The following is a 21,828-nucleotide window of genomic DNA, read 5'->3' as shown; positions in this document are numbered from 1 at the left end:
GCAGCGGACCCCAATTCCTTCGACGTGACAAGCCCGTAACGCACGCCTGCGGCGCCAAGCTGTCCCGGCGGAAGCCCGCGCGCACTGGACGGGCGGCGCCGGAAGCTCGTAAGGGCGCGCCATGAGTCGTTCCGGACCGGTGGTGGCCGACGCGCCCGGCCTGATGCGCACGACCGGCTGGTCGGACTATGCGCTGCTGGATTCCGGCGCCGGCCGGAAGCTCGAGCGCTATGGCCGCTACACGGTCGTTCGGCCCGAACCGCAATGCCTTTGGCGGCCGGCGCTGCCCCCGGACGCGTGGGCGGCGGCCGATGCGGTGTTCGACCCCGCCGACGAGGAGGACGCCGGCCGGTGGCGCTTCCGGGAGACGCCCACGGAGGCCTGGCCGCTCGGCTGGGGCGAGGTGCGCTTCCTGGGGCGCTTCACCAGCTTCCGGCACCTGGCCTTCTTCCCGGAGCAGGCGGCCAACTGGGCCTGGCTCGATCAGCGGATCCGCGGCCTCGCCGACCAGCCGAAGGTGCTGAACCTGTTCGGCTACACCGGGGTCGCAAGCCTGGTGATGGCCGCGGCGGGCGCGGCGGTGACCCACGTCGACGCCTCGCGGCGGGCGGTGGGCTGGGCGCGCGAGAACGCCCAGCTTTCGGGTCTCACCGAACGGCCGGTCCGCTGGATCGTCGAGGATGCGCGCAAATACGCGGCCCGCGAGGCGCGCCGCGGCTCGCGCTACGACGGCATCATCCTCGATCCGCCGAAATATGGCCGGGGGCCTGCCGGCGAGGTCTGGCGGCTGTTCGAGGACTTGCCGGACCTTATGGGGCTATGTGGCGAGCTTCTTTCGGACAATGCCTCGTTCCTGGTGCTCAACGCCTATGCCGAGCGGATCTCCGGCGCGGCGCTCTCGGGCCTGCTCGCCGAGACCCTCGCGGGTCGTGGCGGGCGCATCGAATGGGGCGAGCTCGCGCTGGCTCAGGCCGGCGCGGAGCGCCAGATCGGCATGAGCTTCTACGCCCGGTGGGCCGCATGAGCCGGATCACCTCGCTGCAGAACCCCACGGTGAAGGCGGTGCGCGGCCTGCACCTCAAGAAGGCGCGTGACGAGAGCGGCCTGTTCGTCGCCGAAGGCCTGAAGACCGTCACCGAAGGCATCGAGACCGGCCACGCGCCGCAGCTGCTGCTCTACGGTCCCGAGGCCGCCGAGCATCCGCTGGCCAGGGCCGCGATCACTGCGACGCGACAGGCCGGCGGCGAGGCCTCGGAGGTGACCGAGGCGATCCTCGCCAAGGTCTCGCGGCGCGACAACCCGCAGGCGGTGGTGGGGGTCTTCCGCCAGGCGTACCGCTCGCTCGACCAGATCGAGCCGCAAGCGGCGCGCTGCTGGGTGGCGCTGCACCGGGTGCGCGACCCGGGCAACCTCGGAACCATCGTCCGCACGGCCGACGCGGCGGGTTGCGGCGGGGTGATCCTGGTCGGCGAATGCTGCGATCCCTATTCCGTCGAGGCGGTGCGCGCGACCATGGGCTCGATCTTCGCGGTTCCGCTGACGCGGGCCTCGGAGGCGGAGTTCGCCGCCTGGCGCGATCGCTGGCCGGGCTCGGTCGTGGGGACGCTGCTCGCGGCCAACCTCGGCTATCGCGCCGCGGACTACGTCAAGCCCGCGCTGATCCTGATGGGCAACGAGCAGCAGGGCCTGCCGCCGGAGATGGCCAGCCTGTGCGACGTCAACGTGAAGATCCCCATGCGTGGCCGGGCGGACTCGTTGAACCTGGCGGTGGCGACCGGGATCATGATCTACGCCGCGACGCCTTAGGCCGGCATGGCGGCAAGGTTGCGGTAGCTGAGCGCCAGCATCTCCAGCACCGGCCTCTCGAACGGCGGCTCGTGCTCGACGAAGAACTCGCGCACGCCCTCGGCATAGGCGGCGCGCAACAGGCGCGGCCAGTCGATGACCCCCTCCCCCACCGAGGTCGTCCGGACGTGGAAGGCGTAGTTCGGCTCGACGCCCTTGGCGACGTCCTTGACGTGCATCTGGGTGAAGCGACCGCGATGCGCCTCGAGCAGGGCGGCAGGATCGTGACCCCCGGCGACCACCCAGCCGGCGTCCATCTCGAAGTGCACGAGCGTGGGGTCGGTCTCCTTCAGCAGCAGATCGAGCGCTGTTCCGCCCGCCAGCGGCGCGAACTCCGGATTGTGGTTGTGGTAGCCGAGCTCCAGGCCGTCGCGCTTCAGCGCCGCGCCGGTGCGGTTCAGGAAGGCCGCGGTCGCACGCCAGTCATCGAGCGTCAGCTCTGATCTCAGCGACCTGCCCTCGGGAACAAGGAAGCTGGGCGCCACCACCTGGCGGGCGCCCAGCACGTGCATGTCGGCGGCGAGCCGGGCGAGATCGCCGGAGAGGGTTGGCTCCGGCCCGTTTCCGCGCGTCGGGACGTGGGCGCTCGTGCAGGCAAGGCCGAATTGGTCGAAGGCGGCGCGCAGCGCCCGCGGGCTCTGGCCAGCGTAGCCCGCCGTCTCGACGGTCTTGTAGCCGATCTCGGCGACCGCCTTCAGCGTGCCTACGAGATCACGGCGCAGCTCGGCGCCGACCGAATAGAGCTGCAGGCCGATCGGCAAGCGGTGGCTCCGGAAGAAGGGCTGCGCGGCTGCGTTGGTGCCGCCGGCTGCGAGTGCGAAGGCGGCGGACGAGGCCAGGACCCCGCGGCGTGTGATGGTCATGGCCCCTCCATGGCGGCCAGTGAGCGGCGCCCGCGGCCGGTTGGCAAGCGCCAGGCGCCGCTTGAACGCGGCGCCGAGGACGGGGATGATCGCGCGATACGGACGTCACAGACCGGTGGGCCCGCGCGTCCTTGAGCGCGAAAGCAGAAGGAGCCTCCCCGTGACCCAGCGCCTCAACCTCTACGCCATGAACCAGAAGTCCATCGAGCCGATGCTCGCCATCGAAGCCTATCTGAAGGACTGCGGGCTCGAGCACGCCCTCATGCACCTGGTGAAGATGCGCGCCTCGCAGATCAACGGCTGCGCCTATTGCCTGCACATGCACTCGGCCGAGGCGCTGAAGGAGGGCGAGGATGCGAAGCGCCTGTTCCTCCTCGACGCCTGGCGGGAGTCGAAGCTGTACACGCCGCGGGAGCGGGCGGCGCTGGCCTGGACCGAGGCCCTGACCAACATTTCCGAGACCCATGCGCCGGACGAGGACTTCGCGGCGCTCAAGGCGCAGTTCAGCGACAAGGAGATCGGCGACCTCTCGCTGTTGGTGGCGACGATCAACAGCTGGAACCGCCTCGCCATCGGCCTGCGTTCCGAACATCCGAACGACAAGCCGGCGAGGGCTCGAGTCGAGGCGGCGGAATAGGCCCGATCGATCACGCGCCCCTCGGCTTCGCGCGGGTGGTGGGGGCGGCGGAAACAGGATCCTCCGGCCAGACGTGCTTGGGATAGCGGCCCTTCATTTCGGTGCGGACCTCCTTCCAGGAGCCTTTCCAGAAGCCCGGCAGGTCCTTGGTCGTCTGGATCGGTCGGTGGGCTGGCGAGAGCAGCGATAGCGTGAGCGGGACACCCGCCACCTGCGGGTGCTCAGAGAGGCCGTAGACCTCCTGCACGCGGACCTCGACGCGCGGGCCCCCTTCGGCGGCGTAGTCGATCTCGAAGGAATTGCCGCTGGGCGCGGCCCAGCGGGCGGGCGCCTCGGCTTCGAGCCGGCGCTGCCGGTCCCAGGGGATGAGCGCGCGGAGCGCATCGTCCAGGGCGGCCGGCTTGAGCGCGGCGAGCGAGCGGACGCCGGGGAGCAGCGGGGCGAGCCACTCGTCCGCTCGGGCGATGAGCGCCTCGTCCGAGAGGTCGGGCCAGGCCTCGTCCAGCCGGCGGAGGAAGGCGATGCGCTGCCGCAACGTGCGGGCGGCCGGACCGAACGGAACGTTGGCGAGCCCTTCGGCCCGCACGCGATCGGCCAATGCGCGGGAGATCAGCGCTGGATCCGGATTGTCATCGACGCTCTCGCGGACGGCGAGGCGGCCGAGGCGAAGGATGCGCTTGGCGCGCAGACGTCCGCCGCCGCTCTCCTCCAGGCGGTCCTCCTCCGCAAGCTGGCCCTGGAAGGCGGCGACGATTTCCGGCTCGGTGAGCGGGGCGGCGAGCAGGATGCGGTCGCGCCGCGGGCCGCCGCCGAGTTCGGCGACCGCCAGCCAGGTCTCGCGGGCGAGCGCGTCCGTGGGCTCCAGGAAGGCGCCTCGGCCGGACGTGAGCTGGAACTCCCCGAGCGGCCCCCGGGCGCGGGCGATCCGCTCAGGGTAGGCGAAGGCGAGGATCAGGCCATCGGAGAGCGGCTCTCCCCCGCCGGCCTGGCGGGTAAGCCTCGCCCAGCGCTCGGCGAGCGCCTTGGCGTCGCGGGCGTGGGGCGACCGGTCGCGATCAATCGCGGCGAGCCGGTGGCGCAGGTCGACGTCGCGGCCGCCGAGATTGTGCTCGCTGACGAGGGCCGCGATGCGCGAGGCGCGGGGCGCCTGGCCGGTGTCAGCGGCCTTCAACACCATGTGCGCGAGGCGCGGCGCCAGAGGGAACTCGGAAAGCGCCCGGCCGTGCGCGGTGAGCACGCCCTCGGGCGTGAGCGCTTCCAGGCGCGTGAGGAGCGCGCGCGCCTCGGCGTAGGCGGCGGCGGGCGGCGGATCCAGGAAGGCGAGGTCGGCCGGATCCCTCGCGCCCCAGCGGGCGAGGTCGAGCGCCAGGCCCGCGAGATCGGCCTGCAGCATCTCCGGCTCGGCGTAGGCCGCAAGCGCCCGGGTCTCGGGCTCGTCCCACAGCCGGTAGCAGACGCCGGGCTCCGTGCGGCCGGCGCGGCCGCGGCGCTGGTCGGCGGCGGCGCGCGAGACGCGGATGGTCGCCAGGCGGGTCAGCCCGCTCGCCGGGTCATAACGCGGGACGCGGGAGAGGCCAGCGTCGATCACCAACCGGACGCCCTCGATCGTCAGGCTGGTCTCGGCGATGGCGCTGGCCAGCACCACCTTGCGGCCTCCCCGCGGCGCCGCGGCGATGGCGCGGTCCTGGGCGGTGGGGTCCAGCGCGCCGTAGAGCGGCGCGATCTCGACGTCACGACGGCCTTGCAGACGCTCCGCCAGCCGCTCGGCGGTGCGCACGATCTCCCTCTGGCCAGGCAGGAAGACCAGCATCGAGCCGGTCTCTTCGGCGAGGCCGCGCTCGATCGCCCGGACGGTCTGGTCCTCGATGCGGAGGGCGGGGTCACGGCCGAGATAGCGCGTGGCGACCGGGAACGTCCGACCATGGCTCTCGATCACCGGAGCCGCGTCCAGGAGGCGGGCGACCGCCGCGCCGTCGATTGTGGCGGACATCACCAGCAGCCTTAGGTCCTCGCGGATCAGCCGCTGGGCGTCGCGGGCCAGCGCCAGGCCGAGATCGGCGTCGAGGCTGCGTTCGTGGAATTCGTCGAAGATCACGCAGGCGACGCCGGCGAGCCCCGGGTCGGCCAGGATCATGCGGGTGAAGACGCCTTCGGTGACCACCTCGATGCGCGTCTTCGCAGACACGCGGGACTGCAGACGGACGCGGATGCCAACGGTCTCGCCGACGCTCTCGCCCAGCGTCCGGGCCATGCGCTCGGCGGCGGCGCGCGCGGCGAGCCGCCGGGGCTCGAGCACGATGATCCTGCCGCCGCTGATCCACGGCGCGCCGAGGAGCTCAAGGGGAGCCACCGTGGTCTTGCCGGCGCCCGGCGGGGCGACCAGCACGACCGCATTGCGCCGGGCGAGCTCGGCCTGCAGCGCCGGCAAGGCCTCGTGGATCGGGAGCATGGGCCGCACATAACACGCCTCCGCCGCGCGTGCGGCAGGGCGCATCGGCTCGGGACGGAAGCCCTACTCGTCGGTGCTCGGCAGCTCCATGGGCTCGGCCTCGTGGCCGCGGACGATGATGCCGCGGCCGAGCGCCGACATGCGGATGCCGTAGAGGAAGTAGATGACGATCCCCGCCACCAGGTAGATCAGGAAGAACTTCCGGGTCGCGGGCGTCGACATCAGGCTGAGCAGCAGGATCAGACACATGATCGCGCCGAGGATCGGCACCACCGGGAACAGCGGCGTGCGGAACGGCCGCGTCAGGTTGGGCTCGCTGACGCGCAGGTAGATCACCGTGATGCAGACCAGGGCGAAGGCCGCGAGCGAGCCGACGTTCGAGAGGTCCGAAAGCGCGTCCAGCGACAGGAAGCCCGCTGCGCCCATGGCGACCACGCCCACGATGATGGTGTTGATCCAGGGCGTCCGGAACCTCGGGTGGACGGTCGCCAGCGAGCGCGGCAGGAGGCCGTCGCGGCTCATGGTGTAGAAGATCCGGGTCTGGCCGTAGAGCAGCACCAGCATCACCGAGGAGAGGCCCGCGATGGCGCCGATCTTCACCAGGGCGGAGAACCACTTCAGCCCCATCATGTCGGTGGCGAGCGCGATCGGGGCGGGCACGTCGAGCTGGCTGTAGGGCACGATGCCGACCAGCACCGCTGAGGTGGCGATATAGAGCGCCGTGCAGATGATCAGGGCGCCCAGGATGCCGATCGGCATGTCCTTGGCCGGATTGCGGCTCTCGGCCCCGGCGGTGGAGACCGCTTCGAACCCGAGATAGGCGAAGAAGATGATCGCCGCCCCGTGGATGACGCCGCCGACGCCGTACTTGGTGGAGTTGTCGCCGGTGATGACGGCGACCAGCGCGCGGCCGATCTGGTGCCACATGTCCATCGGCGTGCCGGCCGGCGGCGCCGGGATCTGCGGCGGCACGAGCGGGCTCCAGTGCGCGGCGTTCACGTAGCGCGAGCCGATGGCGATGAAGGCGATGACCACGGTCAGCTTGATGGCCACGATGATGTTGTTGACCGTGGCGCTTTCCGAGACCCCGCGCACCAGCAGCAGGGTGACCAGGGCGATGACGATGATCGAGGGCAGGTTGACGACGCCCGTGCCGACCACGTGACCGGCGACGTCCTTGATGGCCACCCCTGGCGCGGCGGTGAGCTCCGGCGGGATGATCCAGCCCAGGTCCTTCATCAGGCTGACGAAATAGCCCGACCAGCCGACGCTGACGGTGGAGGCGGCCAGGCCGTATTCGAGCAGCAGCAGCAGGCCCATGACCCAGGCCGCTCCTTCGCCCATGGACGCGTAGGTGTAGGAATAGGCCGAGCCTGAAACCGGCAAGGCCGACGCCAGCTCGGCGTAGCAGAGGGCGACCAGCGCGCAGAGCACGCCGGTGATGACGAAGGAGACCATGATCGCCGGGCCGGAGTACTGAGCCGCCGCCCGGCCGGTGAGCACGAAGATGCCGGTGCCGATGATGCAGCCGATGCCCAGCAGCACCAGGTTCAGCGCGCCCAGCGTGCGCTTGAGCTCCCCGTGCTCGTGCTCGGCCTGGATCTGGCCGACGGATTTGCGCAGGAAGATGCGCGAGATGCCTGACGCGTTGGCCATTAGGGCTTCCTCGAATCCCCGACTCCCCCGAGCGGGTGTTTGAGGGCACGCTAGCCGCGCCGCCCGCCCCCGGCAATCGGGGCTTGCAGGCTGCGGCGCAAGCGCCGGGGTTTGTTGTGGTTTCGCGCGGTCTTCCTATTCTTAGGGCGAACCGCGCCGCGCCGCGGAGCCATAGGATTCGATCTTGAACGCCCCCGCCCGCCCCGACCTGCCCATTCATGCGCTGATCGCGCCGGTCACCCCGCTGCAGCAGAACTGCACGATCGTCTGGTGCGCCAAGACCAAGAAAGCGGCGGTGATCGATCCCGGCGGCGAGGTCCCTCGCCTGCTGGCGGCGCTGCAGCAGTACGAGCTCGATCTGGAGAAGATCTGGGTCACCCACGGCCATCTCGACCACGCCGGCGGGACCGCGGCGCTGAAGGCGGCGACCGGCGCGCCGATCGAGGGGCCGCATCGCGAGGATGCCTTCTGGATCGACCAGATCGAGGCCTCCGCCGCCCGCTGGGGCATGCCCGACGCCAAGGGATTCACCCCGGACCGCTGGCTCGAGGAGGGCGACACCGTGACGCTGGGAGAAACCCGCTTCGAGGTCCGCCACTGTCCCGGCCACACGCCGGGGCATGTCATCTTCTTCCATCCGGGCGCGCGCTTCGCCCAGGTGGGCGACGTGCTGTTCCAGGGCTCCATCGGGCGCACCGACTTCCCGCGTGGCGACTACCAGACGCTGATCCGCTCGATCACCGAGAAGCTCTGGCCGCTCGGCGACGACGTGAGCTTCGTGCCTGGCCACGGCCCGATGTCGACCTTCGGCCAGGAGCGGCGGACGAATCCCTTCGTGGCCGACGAGATCCTCGCCGAAGGTCCGCTCCAAAGCTGATTTCAAGCACGAAATCCGGGTGTTACCCTCACCTTCCAGCATCCGGCGCATGGAGACCGCGCAAGACATGACCGCCCAGGGGGCTCGCATCCTGATGGTGGACGACGATCCGGGCATCCGCGACGTGGTCTCCGAATTCCTGGGCCGCCACGGCTACACGGTGTCGACCGCCGCCGACGCGCGCGAGATGGAGCGGGCGCTTGAGCGCGGGCCCGTCGACTTGATCGTGCTCGACGTCATGCTGCCGGGGGAGGACGGGCTGGCGGTCTGCCGGCGCGGCGCCTCCCGCGACGGCGGGCCGCCGATCATCATGCTCTCGGCCATGGGCGAGGACACCGACCGCATCGTGGGCCTGGAGCTCGGCGCCGACGACTACCTCGCCAAGCCGTGCAATCCGCGCGAGCTCCTGGCGCGGATCCGCGCGGTGCTGCGACGCGCCGAGTCGCGCGGCGCGAGCAGCACGGTAGGCGCCTCGTGCGAATTCGCCGGCTGGGCGCTCGATCTCGTCCGTCGCGAACTGCGCTCCCCGCAGGGCGTGGTGGTGAACCTGTCGTCCGGGGAGTTCTCGCTGCTGCGAGTGTTCGTCGAGCGGCCGCAGCGGGTGCTGACCCGCGACCAGCTGCTCGAACTGGCGCGCGGTCCCGATTCCGACGCCTTCGACCGGGCGATCGACGTGCAGATCAGCCGTCTGCGCCGCAAGCTTGACGACGGCGGCGGCGGGCAGGACCTGATCCGCACCATTCGCAACGAAGGCTATATGTTCACGGCCAAGGTGAGGCGGGCATGAGACTGGCCTCGCGGGGGCGGCCGACGGCGTCGCTGTTCGTCCAGCTGCTGGCGCTGGCCATGCTGACCCTGGTCGCGGCCGAGGTGATCAGCCTGGTGCTGATCTTCAACCTGCCGCCCCCGACGCCCGACTTCTATCGGCTGAGCGAGATCGTCCAGACCTTCCGGGGCGGAAAGGCCCTGTTCACGGAGCGGCGGCCGCTGGAGCTGCGCACCGTCAGCGCGCCGGCGGGCGTGCCGCTCGACACCCGCCTGGCTCCGACGCTGCGCGCGGAAATCGCCAGGAACCTGGCCGTCGCCCCGAACCGGGTGGTCATCGCCGTCGACCGCAATCCCTTCTCCGACCGGCGGGTGCTCCGGACATTGCGCGACAAGATCGTGCGCGAAGGCGTCAATGAGGAGCACTTCCTCGTGGCCCCCTTCGAGGTGGCCGTGAAGCGTCCCGACGGGCGCTATGACGAGGTGCGCCCGCAGCCCGCCTTCGGGCTCAATCCCTGGCAGCAGCGGATCGCGCTCTGGTTCGTGCTTTCGGCGCTGGCCATGGCGCCGGTGGCCTACATCTTCGCGCGACGGCTGTCGGCGCCGATCCGTCTGTTCGCCGGCGCGGCCGAGCGGCTCGGCCGCGATCCCCGCGCCCCTGCGCTGGCGCTCCGGGGCTCGGCGGAGATCGGCGTCGCGGTGCGCGCCTTCAACGACATGCAGGAGCGGCTGCGGCGCTACGTGGAGGACCGCACGGCCATGGTGGGCGCCATCGCGCACGATCTGCGCACCCCCCTAACCCGCCTTCGCTTCCGCATCGAGTCCCTGCCGGAGGACCAGCGGGCCAAGATCAGCGCCGACATCGACCAGATGGAGGCGATGATCTCGGCGGCGCTGACCTTTGTGCGCGACGCCGGCCAGCCCGGCCAGCGCACGCCATTGGAGCTCTCCTCCCTGCTCGAGAGCCTCTGCGACGAAATGGCCGAGACCGGCGCGAGGACCGAGATCGAGACCGGCGAGAAGGTGGTGCTGGAAGGCGATCCCATGGCGCTCAGGCGGCTGTTCGCCAACCTGCTCGACAACGCCGTGAAGTTCGGCGGCCGGGCCAGCGCGCGGGTCACGCGCCAGGGCGCGACCGCGGTGGTCGAGATCGACGACGACGGCCCGGGGATCCCGCCCACCGATCGCGAACGGGTGTTCGAGCCCTTCTATCGGCGCGAGCCGTCGCGCAACCGCCAGACCGGCGGCGCGGGCCTGGGCCTGGCCATCGTGCGCTCCATCGCCCGCGGCCATGGCGGCGACGTCGCCCTCGTCAACCGCGCCGGCGGCGGCCTCACCGCGCGGGTGCAACTGCCGCTCTAGAGCGCAGCCCGTCTAAGTATAACCTGCCGCACGACGCCGATTTTCGCCAGAAGAAGCGCCGCCAGCTTCCGCATCCCGATCGGTCCGATACAGGCCGCACGAAATAGCCGCTGGCGCGAAGCTTCGTGGCGCGACCCGCAACGGCTTCACGGGCTTGCGAAAAACTCGTGTGGCGGCGAACGCAACCTTGGCTGCGTCTCGATGGTTAGCCTGACCGCAACCCCCTGCGAGGCGCCATGTCCGAGCCGGAAATCCCCTTACAGCCGAATTTTCCGGTCGGGCCGGGACGCGTGGTGATGCGCGTCTCGGGCCGGGGCGGCCGCCTGAGCAACGGCCCCGCCAGCTCGCGCCTCGCTCGCCCTGACCACACCCGATTAGGAGAGCCGTTCTGATGCCCAGCGTTGAATCCAATAAGCCGCGCGCGCGCCGAGGTTTCGCCGCGATGAACCCCGAACGTCGTCGCGAAATCACCCGCAAGGGCGGCGCCTCGGTGCCCGGCGAGAAGCGCAGCTTCGCCAAAGACCGCGACCTGGCCGCTTCGGCCGGGCGCAAGGGCGGCGAAGCCTCCCGCGGCGGCGGCCGCTCGCGCAGCCGCTCCGGCTAAGCCTTCAGGAGCACGACCGCGAAGGCGGGCTGGGCCTCGGTCCATGCCCGCTGGAGCGTCCAGCCCGCTTCCGCCGCCAGCCGCGCGAAGCCCTCGACGGTGAACTTGTACGAGTTCTCCGTGTGCAGGGTTTCCCCGACCACGAAATGGAACCGCCGGCCCGCCACGACGACGTCCTGATGGCGCCGGCTCTTCAGGTGCATCTCGATCCGGCTCTCGGCGGCGCTCCACACCGCTCGGTGATCGAAGGCCTCGAGATCGAAGTCGGCCCCGAGCTCGCGGTTCATCCGGCCCAGCAGGTTCTTGTTGAAGGCGGCGGTGACGCCCAGCGCATCGTCATAGGCTGCGATCAGCTGCGGCTCGGGCTTGATCAGATCGAGCCCGACCAGGAAGCCCGCGCCGTCGCCCAGCAGGCGGCGCGCGCGCTCCAGGAACGCCCTCGCCTCCTCCGGCGTGAAGTTGCCGATGGTCGAACCCGGGAAGAATCCGACGACGGGGCGGCCGCGCGCTTGCGGCGGCAGCTCGAGCGCGCGGGTGAAGTCCTCCGCCAGCGGCGCGAGCGCCAGCCCGGGATAGTCGCGGCCGATGGCCTTGGCGGCGGCCGACAGCGCCTGCGGGCTGATGTCGATCGGCGCGTAGACGGCGACCTGGGGGGCCGCCTCCAGCACCACGCGGGTCTTGAGGCTCGCACCGCTGCCGAACTCCACCAGCGCGGCGTTCCCGGGGATCTCGGCGGCGATCTCGGGGGCGATGCGGCGAAGCAGGCCGATCTCCGTGCGGGTCGGGTAGTATTCGGGAAGCTCGCAGATCGCCTCGAACAGCCGCGAGCCCTCGGCGTCGTAGAAGTACTTGGGCGGAACCGACTTCTGCGGCTTCGCAAGGCCCAGCAGCACGTCTCGCTCGAACTCGGCGTCCGGCTGCGCCGGCTCGCGACCCGGCGCTGTGTCCCGCGCGAGCCGCACGCCGGAGAACATCCAGCGTTGGTGCGGGTAGAAGAAATTGCGATAGCTCGGCCGCACATGGCCGGCTGGCGTCACGCAGGCGCCGCCGCGCAGCACGAACTGGCCGGCCATGAACTTGCCGTTGTACTCGCCGACCGCGCCGGCCGCGGGCCGGAACCCCGGATAGGGGGAATAGGCGCTGCGGGTCCACTCCCAGAGGTCGCCGAACATCTGGCGAAGCCCGGGACCCGGGGTGGCGGGCGCGGCATGCAGCCAGCCGGATCCCAGAAACTCGCCACCACCGGAGCGCACCTCGCGGGCGGCATGCTCCCACTCGGCTTCGGTGGGCAGGCGCGCGCCGGCCCAGGCCGCGTAGGCCTCGGCCTCGTAGAGCGAGACGTGGCTGACCGGCGCCGCGTGATCCAGCGCCCTGAGCCCGTGCAGGCCCATTTCCAGCCAGCCCTCCTCGGCCTGCCGCCAGTAGAGCGGAGCCTCCCAGCCCTCGGCTTGCACCCGGGCCCAGCCCTCGGAGAGCCACAGCCCGGGGCGGCGGTAGCCGCCGTCGCGCATGAAGGCGAGCCATTCGCCGTTGGTGACCAGCCGGTCGGCGAGCTCGAAGGGCTCGAGCCAGACCCGGTGCCGAGGCGTCTCGTTGTCGAACGCGAAGCCTTCGCCGGCATGGCCGATCTCGGTGAGTCCGCCCTGGAAGGCCACGAAGCCGAGCGGGGTGACCTCGACGGTCGCGGTGCGCCGGGGCGGCGCATAGGCGGGATGCAGCGGCGAGGCCGCGAAGAGGTGCAGGATGTCCATCAGGATCAGCTCCTGATGCTGCTCCTCGTGGGCCAGACCGAGCTCGACGAGCGGCCGCAGAGCGTCCTCGGATTCCGTCGCGAGGAGCCGCGCCATGGCCTCGTCCACATGGCGGCGATAGGCGATCACGTCGGCGACCGAGGGACGCGTCAGCAGACCGCGCTCGGGGCGCGGCTGGCGCGGGCCCAGGGCCTCGTAATAGGAGTTGAAGAGGTAGGCGAACCGCGGGTCGAAAGGTCTGTAGCCGGCGAGCCTCGGCTCCAGGAGGAAGGTCTCGAAGAACCAGCTGGTGTGCGCCAGGTGCCACTTGGTGGGGCTGGCGTCCGGCATCGACTGGGCCTGCTGGTCCTCCGGCGTGAGGGCGCGGGCCAGCGCCTCGCTCGCGCGGCGGACGGCGCGGTAGCGGGCGACAAGCGTCCGCGGCGCCTCGGCCTGCGGGGCGGCGATCCTGGTGGGCTCGTCCGGCTGGCTCATGCGCTCCCCCGTTCAAGCGAACGACGTGTGGTCGCTCCCGGCGCGTTTCAAGATCGAGCGCCCCGTTTCCCGAGAACGCCGCGCAACGCGAATCCGACGACCCAGGTTCCGGGCCTTTTGCCGGTTTTGCGCGTTGTTCCAAGCCGGAACAGATGACTCGGGGATGCGTTCATCGCTCGCCGGAGGGCTTGAGGCAGATGCCCGGGGTCGGGCGGAATGAGGGCACAATGGACGCGACGTCCAATTGGCGGGACGATGTCGTCGGATTGATTCCAGCGTTGCGAGCGTTCGCCTGGTCGTTGAGTCACAATGGATCCGACGCCGACGACCTGGTGCAGGACACGCTGATCAAGGCCTGGACCAACCGGGACAAGTTCGAGCCCGGGACGAACCTGCGCGCGTGGCTGTTCACGATCCTTCGCAACACCTACTACACCAACGTTCTGCGTCGCCGCCGCGAGGTGCGCGACGAGAGCGGCGAGTACGCCGGCACGCTGAAAGCCGCGCCCACGCAGGACTGGAGCGTGGCCATGCACGCGCTTCAGACCGCCCTGCAGCAGCTGCCGGACGAACACCGGGAGGCCCTCATCCTGGTCGGCGCGGCGGGCCTTTCCTACGAGGAGGCGGCGGAGATCTGCGGCTGCGCGCTCGGCACCATCAAGAGCCGGGTGAACCGCGCGCGGGCGCGCCTGCTCAAGATCATGGAAGCCGACGACGCCACCGACGTGATGGCCTTCGAGACTCTCGGCGCGATGGGCCGCGCCTGATGCTCGGTCCGCGCTAGCCTTCCGCGGTCTCGGGCGGCGGCCTCGCGGGCGCGTCGAGCTGATCGACGACGGACAGCAGGCGCTCCGGCGCAGGCCGCGCCTTGAGACGCCGGAACATGCTCTGCAGCGCCTCGGTCAGCGCCGCCTTTTTCGCGCGCTCGCTCGCCATCCCGCCGCGATAGGTAGCCCGCCGCGGCGCAGGCGGCCATTGGATTTGCAGGCTCCGCCTGCGGCAAGTTGGCCTGCGCGCCGCCGCGCTCGACGTTGCGCGCGCCGACCACGGAACAGCGCGTCCGGGCGCCGGGTTGAACCCGGGCCTGACCCCGCACAGCTCTGGAGGATGAAGATGGCTGACGGCGACCGAGACTGGGGATTCAGCGGACGCCGCGACGAGGGCCGCCCGCAGGACGAGGACGATCGGCGCCGGGCCGAACGAACCCGCGAGGGGGAGCGCCGCTCCTTCGACCAAGCGGGGCGCTTCAACTCCGACGAGGACCGCTACGGCCCGGGGTCACGTGGGCGTCGCTGGGAAGGCGCCGAGCCCCGGCGCGCCGAGGGTCGCTGGGAATCCCGCTACGACCAGGACCGTACGGGCTACCGAAGCGCAGGGCGCGAACAGCGGTTCGGCGGTTATGGCGGCCAGGAGTACGGCATCGAAGCCGGCCGCGAGGCGTGGCGAGGGCGCGAGCCCGAGCGCGGCGCGGCCGGACGCAACGAGCGCGAGACCTGGCGACCGGCCGAGGGGGCGCCGTACGGCGACCTCGAGCTCAACGCCCGCAACCGCAGCGTGGAGGAGTATGGCGCGCCGCATGACTACGCCTATCACCCCCACGAAGGCCACGAGTTGGACCCGGAGTACCTGAGCTGGCGTAACGAGCAGTTGCGCAGCCACGACCGCGACTACCAGGAATGGCGGCGCGCCCAGCAGCAACTGTATGACGACGACTATCGGCGGTTCCGCGACCATCGCCGCGACCACTTCGGCCGCACCTTCCAGGAGTGGCGTTCACAGAAGATCCCGGCAGGCGGCGTCCCCGACGCCGGCGGCGGCTCAGGATCGGAATTCGGGCGCGAACCCCCGCAGGTGCAAGCCGCAGCCAGCGGCTGGGATGGCCGCGGCGCGCCCGAGGATCGCATCGCACGCGTCAGCGAGGAGGCCCGCCAGCGCCAGGACGAGCACGCCCCCGACGAGGCGAAGGGCGAGGAGAACCGCTGAGAGGGCGGCGAGGCCCGGCCGGCCGCCTCAGCGCTTCGCTTCATCCGGATAGACCACCGGCAGCACCAGCGCGGAGGGGTGGGCGACGTCCATGTAGACGCTGTTGACCGCCACCCGCGGCGGCAGCTTGTGCTCGCCCGGCGCCTCGCCGGTATTGGGATTCACCTCGAACCGCGGGCTGTTGCTCGAGGTCACGTGCAGGGCGATGCGGTGGCCCTTCTCGAAGGTGATGGCCGTGTTCCAGAGGTCGATCACCAGCTCCTCCAGAGCGTTCGGCGTCATCATCCTGACGTCGTCCGGCATGCGGCCGTTCCGGTAACGGGCGCGGATCGGCGCGTCCAGCACCAGGGCCTCGTAGCCATCCGGGTAGACGTCGACCAGCTTGGCCATGAAGTCGGTGTCGCGGCCGTCGGTCGCGCCGTAGAGCTCGACCTTCACCGGACCCGAAACGACGACATCGTGGTCCAGCACCGGCGTCTGGAAGCGCAGGTAGTCCTGCCGAGCTGGGATCGCGCGCTGGTCCATGGGGCCGCGCTCGAAGGTGAGGTTGGCGCCGCCCACGGTCGGGACCGGATTGGCCGGATCGTCGCGATAGGAGATCTTCGCCTCCGCCGTCGTCGGCGGCGTCTCGGAGAGGCTCTTGTCCGGCTCCAGGTAGTAGCGCACCTCGCGGTAGGCCGGCGGCCAGTTGGCGGAGCGCAGGATCCGGTTCTTCGAGGAATAGGCGCCCTTCTCGGCGGAGGCCATCATGACGTAGGTGACCGGCGGTTCGGCCATGATGCCGTTGTCGATCCCCTTCAGCCAGTAGTCGAACCAGCGGATCTCCTGATCGCCGCCCAGCGCCAGCCGGTCGAGGCCGGGATATTCCAGACCGCCTGACAGCGGCCCATGGCCGAACGGGCCCATGTAGAGCTTCTGGTTGCCGCGCGCGCCCTGGGCGCCCTCGTTCTGCAGGTACTCGAAGTTGGCGATGTTGCCGCGGTTGAAGATGTCGTACCAGCCGCCGACGTTGTAGATCGGGATGCGGATGAACTTGGCGTTGGCGCTCATCGCGAGCCGTTGCCAGAACGTGTCGTTGACCACCCGCCGGCGTCCCTGATCGAGCACATCCTCGGCGATGCCCTGGCCGCGCTCCCAGCCGAGGACGTCCTTCTCCTTCAGGACCCCGCCCGGATAGGAGTTCTTCACGAGGTCCTGCGGCGCGACGACGACGTAAGCGGCGACCAGGTGCGGCGGGGCGGCCATCGCAGCCTCGTTGGAGGTGATGCCCATCGCCGAGCCGCCGGTCAGGCCGACCTTGCCGTTGCTCCACGGCTGCCTGGCCGCCCATTCGACGCTGTCGTAGCCGTCTTCCACATCGTTCTCGAACGCGGCGTAGAAGCCCTGCGAACGCCCCTTGCCGCGCACGTCCTGCAGCACGAAGACGTAGCCTGCGTCGGTGTAGTGCTTGGCCTGCTTGGCGAGCGCCGCCTTGGCCTTCGCGCCCTTAGGGTCCTTCTCCGGATCGATACGGCCGTCCTTGAGGTACGGCGTGCGGGTCATGATCACCGGCCAGGGCCCCTTCCCGGCCGGCTTGAAGACGTTGCCGGCCAGCTTCGTCCCGTCGCGCATGACCGCGTATTCCTCGACAGCGCCGGGCGGCAGGCCCGGCCAGCGAGACTCGGCCGCCGGTTTCGCCGCGGCCGCGGGTCGTGCGGCGGACTGCGAGGGGGCGGGCGCGGCGCCCGCAGCCAAGACAAGAACAACGGCCGTCGTTGCGGCCAGACGCGTCACTGCGATCATCCTGGTCAGTTCCCCCGAGCGGGTCGTGCGCCCGCGAAATAGCTGGCTCAAATCACGCGGCCCGAGCCACGGCATCCATCCAACCACAGCTTTCCGCCCGCGTCAGCGGGCCTTGGCCGCGACGCGCTCCAGCCAGGCCGCAAGGTCGGCGACGACTTCGGCGCGGTTGGTCTCGTTCAGCATCTCGTGGCGGCCGCCGGGATAGATCTTGACCGTGAGGTCCCGCAGGCCCGCGGCCTGGTAGCGATCGATGAGCGGCTGCAGCAGCCTGAGGTCGTCGTTGATCGGGTCCATGTCGCCGACGAACACATAGATGGGCAGGTCCTTGCGGATTCTGGCGATCTCGGCCGGATCGCGCAGCCGCGCGGAGACGCGGGCGAAGCTCTGCTCCGAGCCCGGCTTGCGGGAGAAGCCGCAGAGCGGGTCGGCGATGTAGGCGTCGACCTCGGCCGGGTCGCGCGACAGCCAGTCGTAGGGCGTGCGCGGCGCCTCGCCGTCCATCCGGATCTCGTCCAGTCGCTTGGCAGGCCCGCGGCGATCCCCGAAGGCCGCCGTGCCGGAGAGCACCAGCCCGTCGATCGCCTTCGAATGATCGAAGACGTAGGCCTGGGCGAAGAACGACCCCAGGCTGTGGCCCAGCAGGATGATCGGCAGGTCCGGATGCTCGGCGCGGGCGAGCGAGGTGAGCTCGTGCAGGTCCTCGACGATGAGCTCGGCGCCGTGCTCGCCGAAGTCGCCCAGCTGTTCGGGGCCCTCGACGGTGAGGCCGTGCGCCCGGTGGTCGTCGGCGTAGATCACCCACCCGCCGGTCATCAAGGGCTCGAGCGGCGCCTTGTAGCGGCGGGCGTGCTCGCCCATGCCGTGGGCGACCTGCAGGACAGCCCGCGGGGTCACCGCATCGTCGGCCCAGCGGAAGCCTGCGATCGAGGCGCCCTCGGCCCCGGTGAAGCGAAAGGTCCGTTCGCGGATCGCCATGGCCTCGCTCTCCCTCGCGCCCTAAAGAAAGCCTTGATGCCAAGGCTTTGGGACATCTCGCAACCGCTTCGGCCCGAGCTGCCGGTGTGGCCGGGCGATACGCCCTTCCAGGCGGCGGCCACCTGGAGCCACGGCGCGCGCTCGCCAGTGCAGGTCTCGAGGGTGATCCTCTCGACGCACTCCGGCGCGCATGCCGACGCGCCCCGGCACTACGATCCGACCGGCGCGACCGCCGAGGCGCTTGACCTCGCGCGCTATGTGGGCCCGTGCCGGGTGGCGGACGCGCGCGGCGCCAGGGGGGCCGTGCGGCCGGCCGACGTGGCCTCCGCCCTGCGAGATCCGCCCCCGCGGGTGCTGCTGCGGACCTATGAGGCCTTCCCGCACGACCGCTGGGTCTCGGACTTCACCGCGGTTTCGGCCGAGCTGATCGAGGTCCTGGCGGGTCTCGGCGTGGCGCTGATCGGCACCGATGCGCCTTCGCTCGATCCGGAGGCTTCGAAGGCCTTGCCGGCGCACCAGGCGGTGCGGCGGCTTGGGCTGTCGGTGCTCGAGGGCCTGGTCCTCGATCACGCGCCGTTCGGCGACTACGAGCTGATCGCCCTGCCGCTGCCGCTCAGCGGCCTCGACGCCGCGCCGGTGCGCGCGGTGCTGCGCGAGCTCGCCGGATGAGCCTGAGCCGCGGCGAGGCCGAAGCGCTGGACGCGGCCGATCCGCTGGCCGGCCTCCGCCAGGAATTCGATCTGCCGGACGGGGTGATCTACCTGGACGGCAACTCGCTGGGCCCGCCGCCGAGGACGGCGCTCGCCAGGCTGTCGCGGACCGCCGCGGCCGAGTGGGGCCGCGATCTGATCCTGAGCTGGAATCTCAACGGCTGGATGGAGGCGCCGCTGCGCATCGGCGGCAAGATCGCCCGCCTGGTCGGCGCAGAGCCGCACGAGGTGGCGGTGGCCGATTCCACCTCGGTGAACCTGTTCAAGTTGGCGGCCGGCGCCCTCAGCCTTCGGCCGGGCCGCACCACGCTCTTGGCTCAGACCGGCGAGTTCCCGACCGATCTGCACATCCTGCAGGGCCTGGCCGCGCTGCTCGGCGAGCGCGCGCGGCTGAGGATCGTTCCCGAGGGCGAGCTCATCGCCGCCATCGACGAGGACACCGCCGCCCTCGTGCTGACCCACGTGCACTATCGGACCTCCAGGCGCTGGGACATGGCCGCCGTGACCGCTGCCGCCCACGCCAAGGGCGCGCTCGCGCTCTGGGACGTGAGCCATAGCGCCGGCGCGATCGGCGTCGACCTGAACGCGGCCCGGGCCGACCTCGCGGTGGGCTGCGGCTACAAGCACCTCAACGGCGGTCCGGGCGCGCCGGCCTTCCTGTTCGTGGCCGAGCGGCACCTCGGAACGATCCGCCAGCCGCTGACCGGCTGGCTCGGTCACGCGGAGCCCTTCGCCTTCGAGGACCTGCACCGCCCGGCGCCCGACGTCCGCGCGCTCACCACCGGCACGCCGCCGATCCTCAGCCTGGCGGCGCTGGAGGCCGGGATCGACCTGCACCTGTCGGTCGACCGCGCCCAGGCCGAGGCCAAGGGCGCGGCGCTCTCGGACCTGTTCATCGCCCTCGTCGAGGCGGGCTGCCCCGAACTCGGGCTCGCCTCGCCCCGGCGCGCGGCGGAGCGCGGCCTGCACGTCTCGCTCACTCATAAGGACGGCTACGCCATCGTCCAGGCGCTGGCCGCGCGCGGCGTGATCGGCGATTTCCGCGCCCCCGACGTGCTGCGCTTTGGCGTCTCGCCCTTGTTCACCCGCTTCACCGAGGTCTGGGACGCGGTGGAGGCGTTGCGCGACATCCTGGCCACCCGCGCCTATGACCGGCCCGAGCACCGCGCGCGCAAGGCGGTGACCTAGCGGCCTTTGAACTTCGGGGCGCGCTTCTCGCGGAAGGCGGCGACGCCCTCGCGGACGTCTTCGGAAGGGTTGGAGATCATCACCGCCATCTGGGCGTCGGCGAGCGACGACTCGAAGCCGGTCTCCATGGCCTTGGCCATCATCATCTTGGTCAGGCGGACGGCGAGCGGCGCCTTGGCGGCGAGCGCCTCGCACATCGCAAGCGCCCGCGCCTCCAGCTCGGCGTCGGCGACCACCTCCGTCACCAGCCCCAGACGCTCCGCCCTCGGCGCGTCGTAGATCTCGTGGAGCAGGCTCATCTTCAGCGCGCGATCCAGGCCCATGAAGCGCGGGAACAGCCAGGCGCCGCCCTCGTCCGGCAGCAGGCCGACCTTGTTCGAAGTGTCGCCGAGCCTGGCGGAGGCGGCCGCGAGCCGGATGTCGCAGCCCAGCGCCAGCGCCAGCCCGCCGGCCACCGCATAGCCGCGGATCACCGCGACGGACGGCTTGTCCAGCCGTCGCAGCATCGCGACGACGGCCTGCATGCCCTCGCGCATCTCGCGCCCGTGGCCCATCGGCGCCTCGCGCACCCAGCGGCCGTGCGCCGGATCGCCGCCGGTCCCCGAGATGTCGCCGCCCGTGCAGAAGGCCCGCTCACCCGCGCCGGTGATCATCAGCGCGCCCATGCCGTCGTCGTCGCGGAAGGCGGCGATCGCGTGCTGCAGCTCCTGGGTCATGCGCCAGGTGTAGGCGTTCATCGCCTGCGGCCGGTTCAGCGTGATGCGGGCGACGCCTGCGCCCGGATGGTCGACGAGGATGGTCTCGTGCTCGGCGGACATGGATCGCTCCGGGGCCTTGCGAGAGCTTAGACGCCGCCGCGCGCGCGTCGACAAGCGGGCGGGCTCGTGAGAAGCTTTGCGTGAAACAGACTAGGCCACAGGGAACGGGCTATGACAGCCATGGCGCAGCCGGCCGAGCTAGACATCGGCGGCGTGATCCGCGACATCATCGGCGTGCTGCGGCGCAATTTGACGCCGTTCCTGCTGCTGGCGGCGATCCTGGTGGGCATACCCTCGGTGCTCACCGGCCTCGCCCAGACCATGTATCTCGGCGCCGGCGGCTGGTCGCATTTGCCGAGCTTCGCCTTCGCCGGGCTGATCCGTCTGGTCGCTTCGCTGATCCTGCAGGCGGCGCTGATCTACGGCGCCGTCACCGACCTCAACGGCCGTCGCGCCTCGGTGAGCCAATGCCTCTCGGTCGGCCTCAACGACTTCCTGCCGCTGTTCGGCATCGGACTCCTGGCCGGCATCGCGATCTGCATCGGCCTAATGTTCCTGATCGTGCCCGGCGTGATCCTGGCGGTGATGTGGTGCGTGGCCGTTCCGGCCTTCGTCGCCGAGCGCATGCCGGTGATGGAAAGCTTCGGCCGCAGCGTCCGGCTCACCGAGGGCAATCGCTGGCGCATCTTCGCCCTGTTCGTGATCTTCGCGCTGGCCTCCGCGGTCCTGAGCGCGGTGGTCGGCGCGGTGACCGTCTTCGCACCGTTCGCCTTCCGCGCGGTGGTGGTGCAGCCGATCGTGGCGGTGATCACCGGCCTGGTCGGCGCGACCGGCGCGGCGGTCCTCTACGTCGAGCTGCGGCGGATCAAGGAAGGCGTCGACCCGGCGCGGATCGCCACGGGGTTCGAGGCGAAGGACGGCGCGGCGCCGTAGGCCCGAGGCGTTCGCGCAGAGCCATGAGAAGATTTGTGTTGAAGCCAATCCTCGGACTCGTGCTGGCGGCATGTTTGTCCGCCGGCGTGGCGCAGGCCGCGGAAGCGCCGTTCATCGGCACATGGAAACTCGACCCGGCGCGGAGCCGGCTCCCCGATGCGATGAAGGTTCAGCGCCGGGGCGACGCCACCTACGCGTTCGATTTTGGCGGCGGCC

At 70.9% G+C, this 21,828-nt stretch carries 20 protein-coding genes; 12 read left to right on the top strand and 8 right to left on the bottom strand.

Annotation, left to right across the window (positions count from 1 at the left end):
* The first annotated feature begins 121 nt into the window (after nucleotides 1-121).
* Together Q0W60_RS05710 and Q0W60_RS05705 are read left to right on the top strand one after the other, a co-directional pair.
* A complete protein-coding gene (locus tag Q0W60_RS05710) occupies nucleotides 122-1,024 on the top strand; it encodes a class I SAM-dependent methyltransferase (RefSeq protein WP_297693476.1) in 903 nt (300 codons plus the stop codon).
* On the top strand, nucleotides 1,021-1,806 hold the full coding sequence (locus Q0W60_RS05705) for an RNA methyltransferase (protein WP_297693474.1): 786 nt from the start codon (nucleotides 1,021-1,023) through the stop codon (nucleotides 1,804-1,806). Before Q0W60_RS05710 ends, Q0W60_RS05705 begins: the two co-directional genes overlap by 4 nt.
* Here Q0W60_RS05705 and Q0W60_RS05700 read toward each other — a convergent pair.
* Nucleotides 1,803-2,708, bottom strand: coding sequence for a sugar phosphate isomerase/epimerase (locus Q0W60_RS05700; RefSeq protein WP_297693472.1), 906 nt, complete (start codon nucleotides 2,706-2,708; stop codon nucleotides 1,803-1,805). The genes Q0W60_RS05705 and Q0W60_RS05700 overlap by 4 nt on opposite strands.
* 160 nt (nucleotides 2,709-2,868) lie before the next feature.
* Between Q0W60_RS05700 and Q0W60_RS05695 the strand changes: the two genes are divergently transcribed.
* On the top strand, nucleotides 2,869-3,345 hold the full coding sequence (locus Q0W60_RS05695; RefSeq protein WP_297693470.1) for a carboxymuconolactone decarboxylase family protein: 477 nt from the start codon (nucleotides 2,869-2,871) through the stop codon (nucleotides 3,343-3,345).
* Between the two features lie 10 nt (nucleotides 3,346-3,355).
* Here Q0W60_RS05695 and hrpB read toward each other — a convergent pair whose 3' ends face one another.
* Together hrpB and Q0W60_RS05685 are read right to left on the bottom strand one after the other, a co-directional pair.
* The gene (gene hrpB, locus Q0W60_RS05690) at nucleotides 3,356-5,794 is read right to left on the bottom strand and encodes an ATP-dependent helicase HrpB (protein WP_297693553.1); all 2,439 of its coding nucleotides are present in this window, start codon (nucleotides 5,792-5,794) and stop codon (nucleotides 3,356-3,358) included.
* Between the two features lie 63 nt (nucleotides 5,795-5,857).
* Nucleotides 5,858-7,450 (bottom strand): amino acid permease, encoded by a 1,593-nt coding sequence (locus Q0W60_RS05685; RefSeq protein ID WP_297693468.1) that lies wholly within the window; start codon nucleotides 7,448-7,450, stop codon nucleotides 5,858-5,860.
* A gap of 184 nt (nucleotides 7,451-7,634) precedes the next feature.
* Here Q0W60_RS05685 and Q0W60_RS05680 point away from each other — a divergent pair, with 184 nt between their 5' ends.
* The 4 genes from Q0W60_RS05680 to Q0W60_RS05665 all read left to right on the top strand — a co-directional run bounded on the left by Q0W60_RS05680 (nucleotide 7,635) and on the right by Q0W60_RS05665 (nucleotide 11,058).
* Nucleotides 7,635-8,327, top strand: coding sequence for an MBL fold metallo-hydrolase (locus tag Q0W60_RS05680; protein ID WP_297693466.1), 693 nt, complete (start codon nucleotides 7,635-7,637; stop codon nucleotides 8,325-8,327).
* A 49-nt stretch (nucleotides 8,328-8,376) separates the two neighbouring features.
* Entirely contained in the window at nucleotides 8,377-9,114 is a 738-nt protein-coding gene (locus Q0W60_RS05675) for a response regulator (RefSeq protein ID WP_297693464.1), read from the top strand.
* Nucleotides 9,111-10,454, top strand: a complete 1,344-nt coding sequence (locus tag Q0W60_RS05670) for an ATP-binding protein (protein ID WP_297693463.1) — start codon at nucleotides 9,111-9,113, stop codon at nucleotides 10,452-10,454. The genes Q0W60_RS05675 and Q0W60_RS05670 overlap by 4 nt, the downstream gene beginning before the upstream one ends.
* 391 nt (nucleotides 10,455-10,845) lie before the next feature.
* Nucleotides 10,846-11,058, top strand: coding sequence for a general stress protein (locus tag Q0W60_RS05665; protein ID WP_297693461.1), 213 nt, complete (start codon nucleotides 10,846-10,848; stop codon nucleotides 11,056-11,058).
* Here Q0W60_RS05665 and egtB read toward each other — a convergent pair.
* A complete protein-coding gene (gene egtB, locus Q0W60_RS05660; protein WP_297693459.1) occupies nucleotides 11,055-13,283 on the bottom strand; it encodes an ergothioneine biosynthesis protein EgtB in 2,229 nt (742 codons plus the stop codon). The two genes, Q0W60_RS05665 and egtB, sit on opposite strands and share 4 nt — an antisense overlap.
* 227 nt (nucleotides 13,284-13,510) lie before the next feature.
* On the opposite strand from egtB, the gene Q0W60_RS05655 reads away from it, so the two are divergent.
* Entirely contained in the window at nucleotides 13,511-14,050 is a 540-nt protein-coding gene (locus Q0W60_RS05655; RefSeq protein WP_297693457.1) for a sigma-70 family RNA polymerase sigma factor, read from the top strand.
* A 13-nt stretch (nucleotides 14,051-14,063) separates the two neighbouring features.
* Here the strand turns inward: Q0W60_RS05655 and Q0W60_RS05650 are convergent, their stop codons facing one another.
* Entirely contained in the window at nucleotides 14,064-14,219 is a 156-nt protein-coding gene (locus Q0W60_RS05650; protein ID WP_297693455.1) for a hypothetical protein, read from the bottom strand.
* A gap of 177 nt (nucleotides 14,220-14,396) precedes the next feature.
* Between Q0W60_RS05650 and Q0W60_RS05645 the strand changes: the two genes are divergently transcribed.
* Complete coding sequence (locus Q0W60_RS05645; protein WP_297693429.1) at nucleotides 14,397-15,266, top strand: hypothetical protein; 870 nt, start codon at nucleotides 14,397-14,399, stop codon at nucleotides 15,264-15,266.
* Between the two features lie 27 nt (nucleotides 15,267-15,293).
* Here Q0W60_RS05645 and Q0W60_RS05640 read toward each other — a convergent pair whose 3' ends face one another.
* Nucleotides 15,294-16,877: a CocE/NonD family hydrolase gene (locus Q0W60_RS05640; RefSeq protein WP_297693427.1), complete on the bottom strand. Its 1,584-nt coding sequence runs from the start codon at nucleotides 16,875-16,877 to the stop codon at nucleotides 15,294-15,296.
* A 273-nt stretch (nucleotides 16,878-17,150) separates the two neighbouring features.
* On the bottom strand, nucleotides 17,151-18,023 hold the full coding sequence (locus tag Q0W60_RS05635) for an alpha/beta fold hydrolase (RefSeq protein ID WP_297693425.1): 873 nt from the start codon (nucleotides 18,021-18,023) through the stop codon (nucleotides 17,151-17,153).
* 36 nt (nucleotides 18,024-18,059) lie between these two features.
* Between Q0W60_RS05635 and kynB the strand changes: the two genes are divergently transcribed.
* Complete coding sequence (gene kynB / locus Q0W60_RS05630; protein ID WP_297693422.1) at nucleotides 18,060-18,692, top strand: arylformamidase; 633 nt, start codon at nucleotides 18,060-18,062, stop codon at nucleotides 18,690-18,692.
* Nucleotides 18,689-19,921, top strand: coding sequence for a kynureninase (gene kynU / locus Q0W60_RS05625; RefSeq protein ID WP_297693421.1), 1,233 nt, complete (start codon nucleotides 18,689-18,691; stop codon nucleotides 19,919-19,921). Before kynB ends, kynU begins: the two co-directional genes overlap by 4 nt.
* Here the strand turns inward: kynU and Q0W60_RS05620 are convergent.
* Nucleotides 19,918-20,739, bottom strand: coding sequence for an enoyl-CoA hydratase-related protein (locus tag Q0W60_RS05620; RefSeq protein ID WP_297693419.1), 822 nt, complete (start codon nucleotides 20,737-20,739; stop codon nucleotides 19,918-19,920). The genes kynU and Q0W60_RS05620 overlap by 4 nt on opposite strands.
* 111 nt (nucleotides 20,740-20,850) lie before the next feature.
* Between Q0W60_RS05620 and Q0W60_RS05615 the strand changes: the two genes are divergently transcribed.
* Complete coding sequence (locus Q0W60_RS05615) at nucleotides 20,851-21,612, top strand: hypothetical protein (protein WP_297693417.1); 762 nt, start codon at nucleotides 20,851-20,853, stop codon at nucleotides 21,610-21,612.
* Nucleotides 21,613-21,828 lie beyond the last annotated feature (216 nt).

Origin of the sequence: Phenylobacterium sp. (genome assembly GCF_025934275.1) — a bacterium.
Lineage (GTDB): Bacteria > Pseudomonadota > Alphaproteobacteria > Caulobacterales > Caulobacteraceae > Phenylobacterium.
This window is presented reverse-complemented; position numbering and strand designations above follow the sequence as displayed.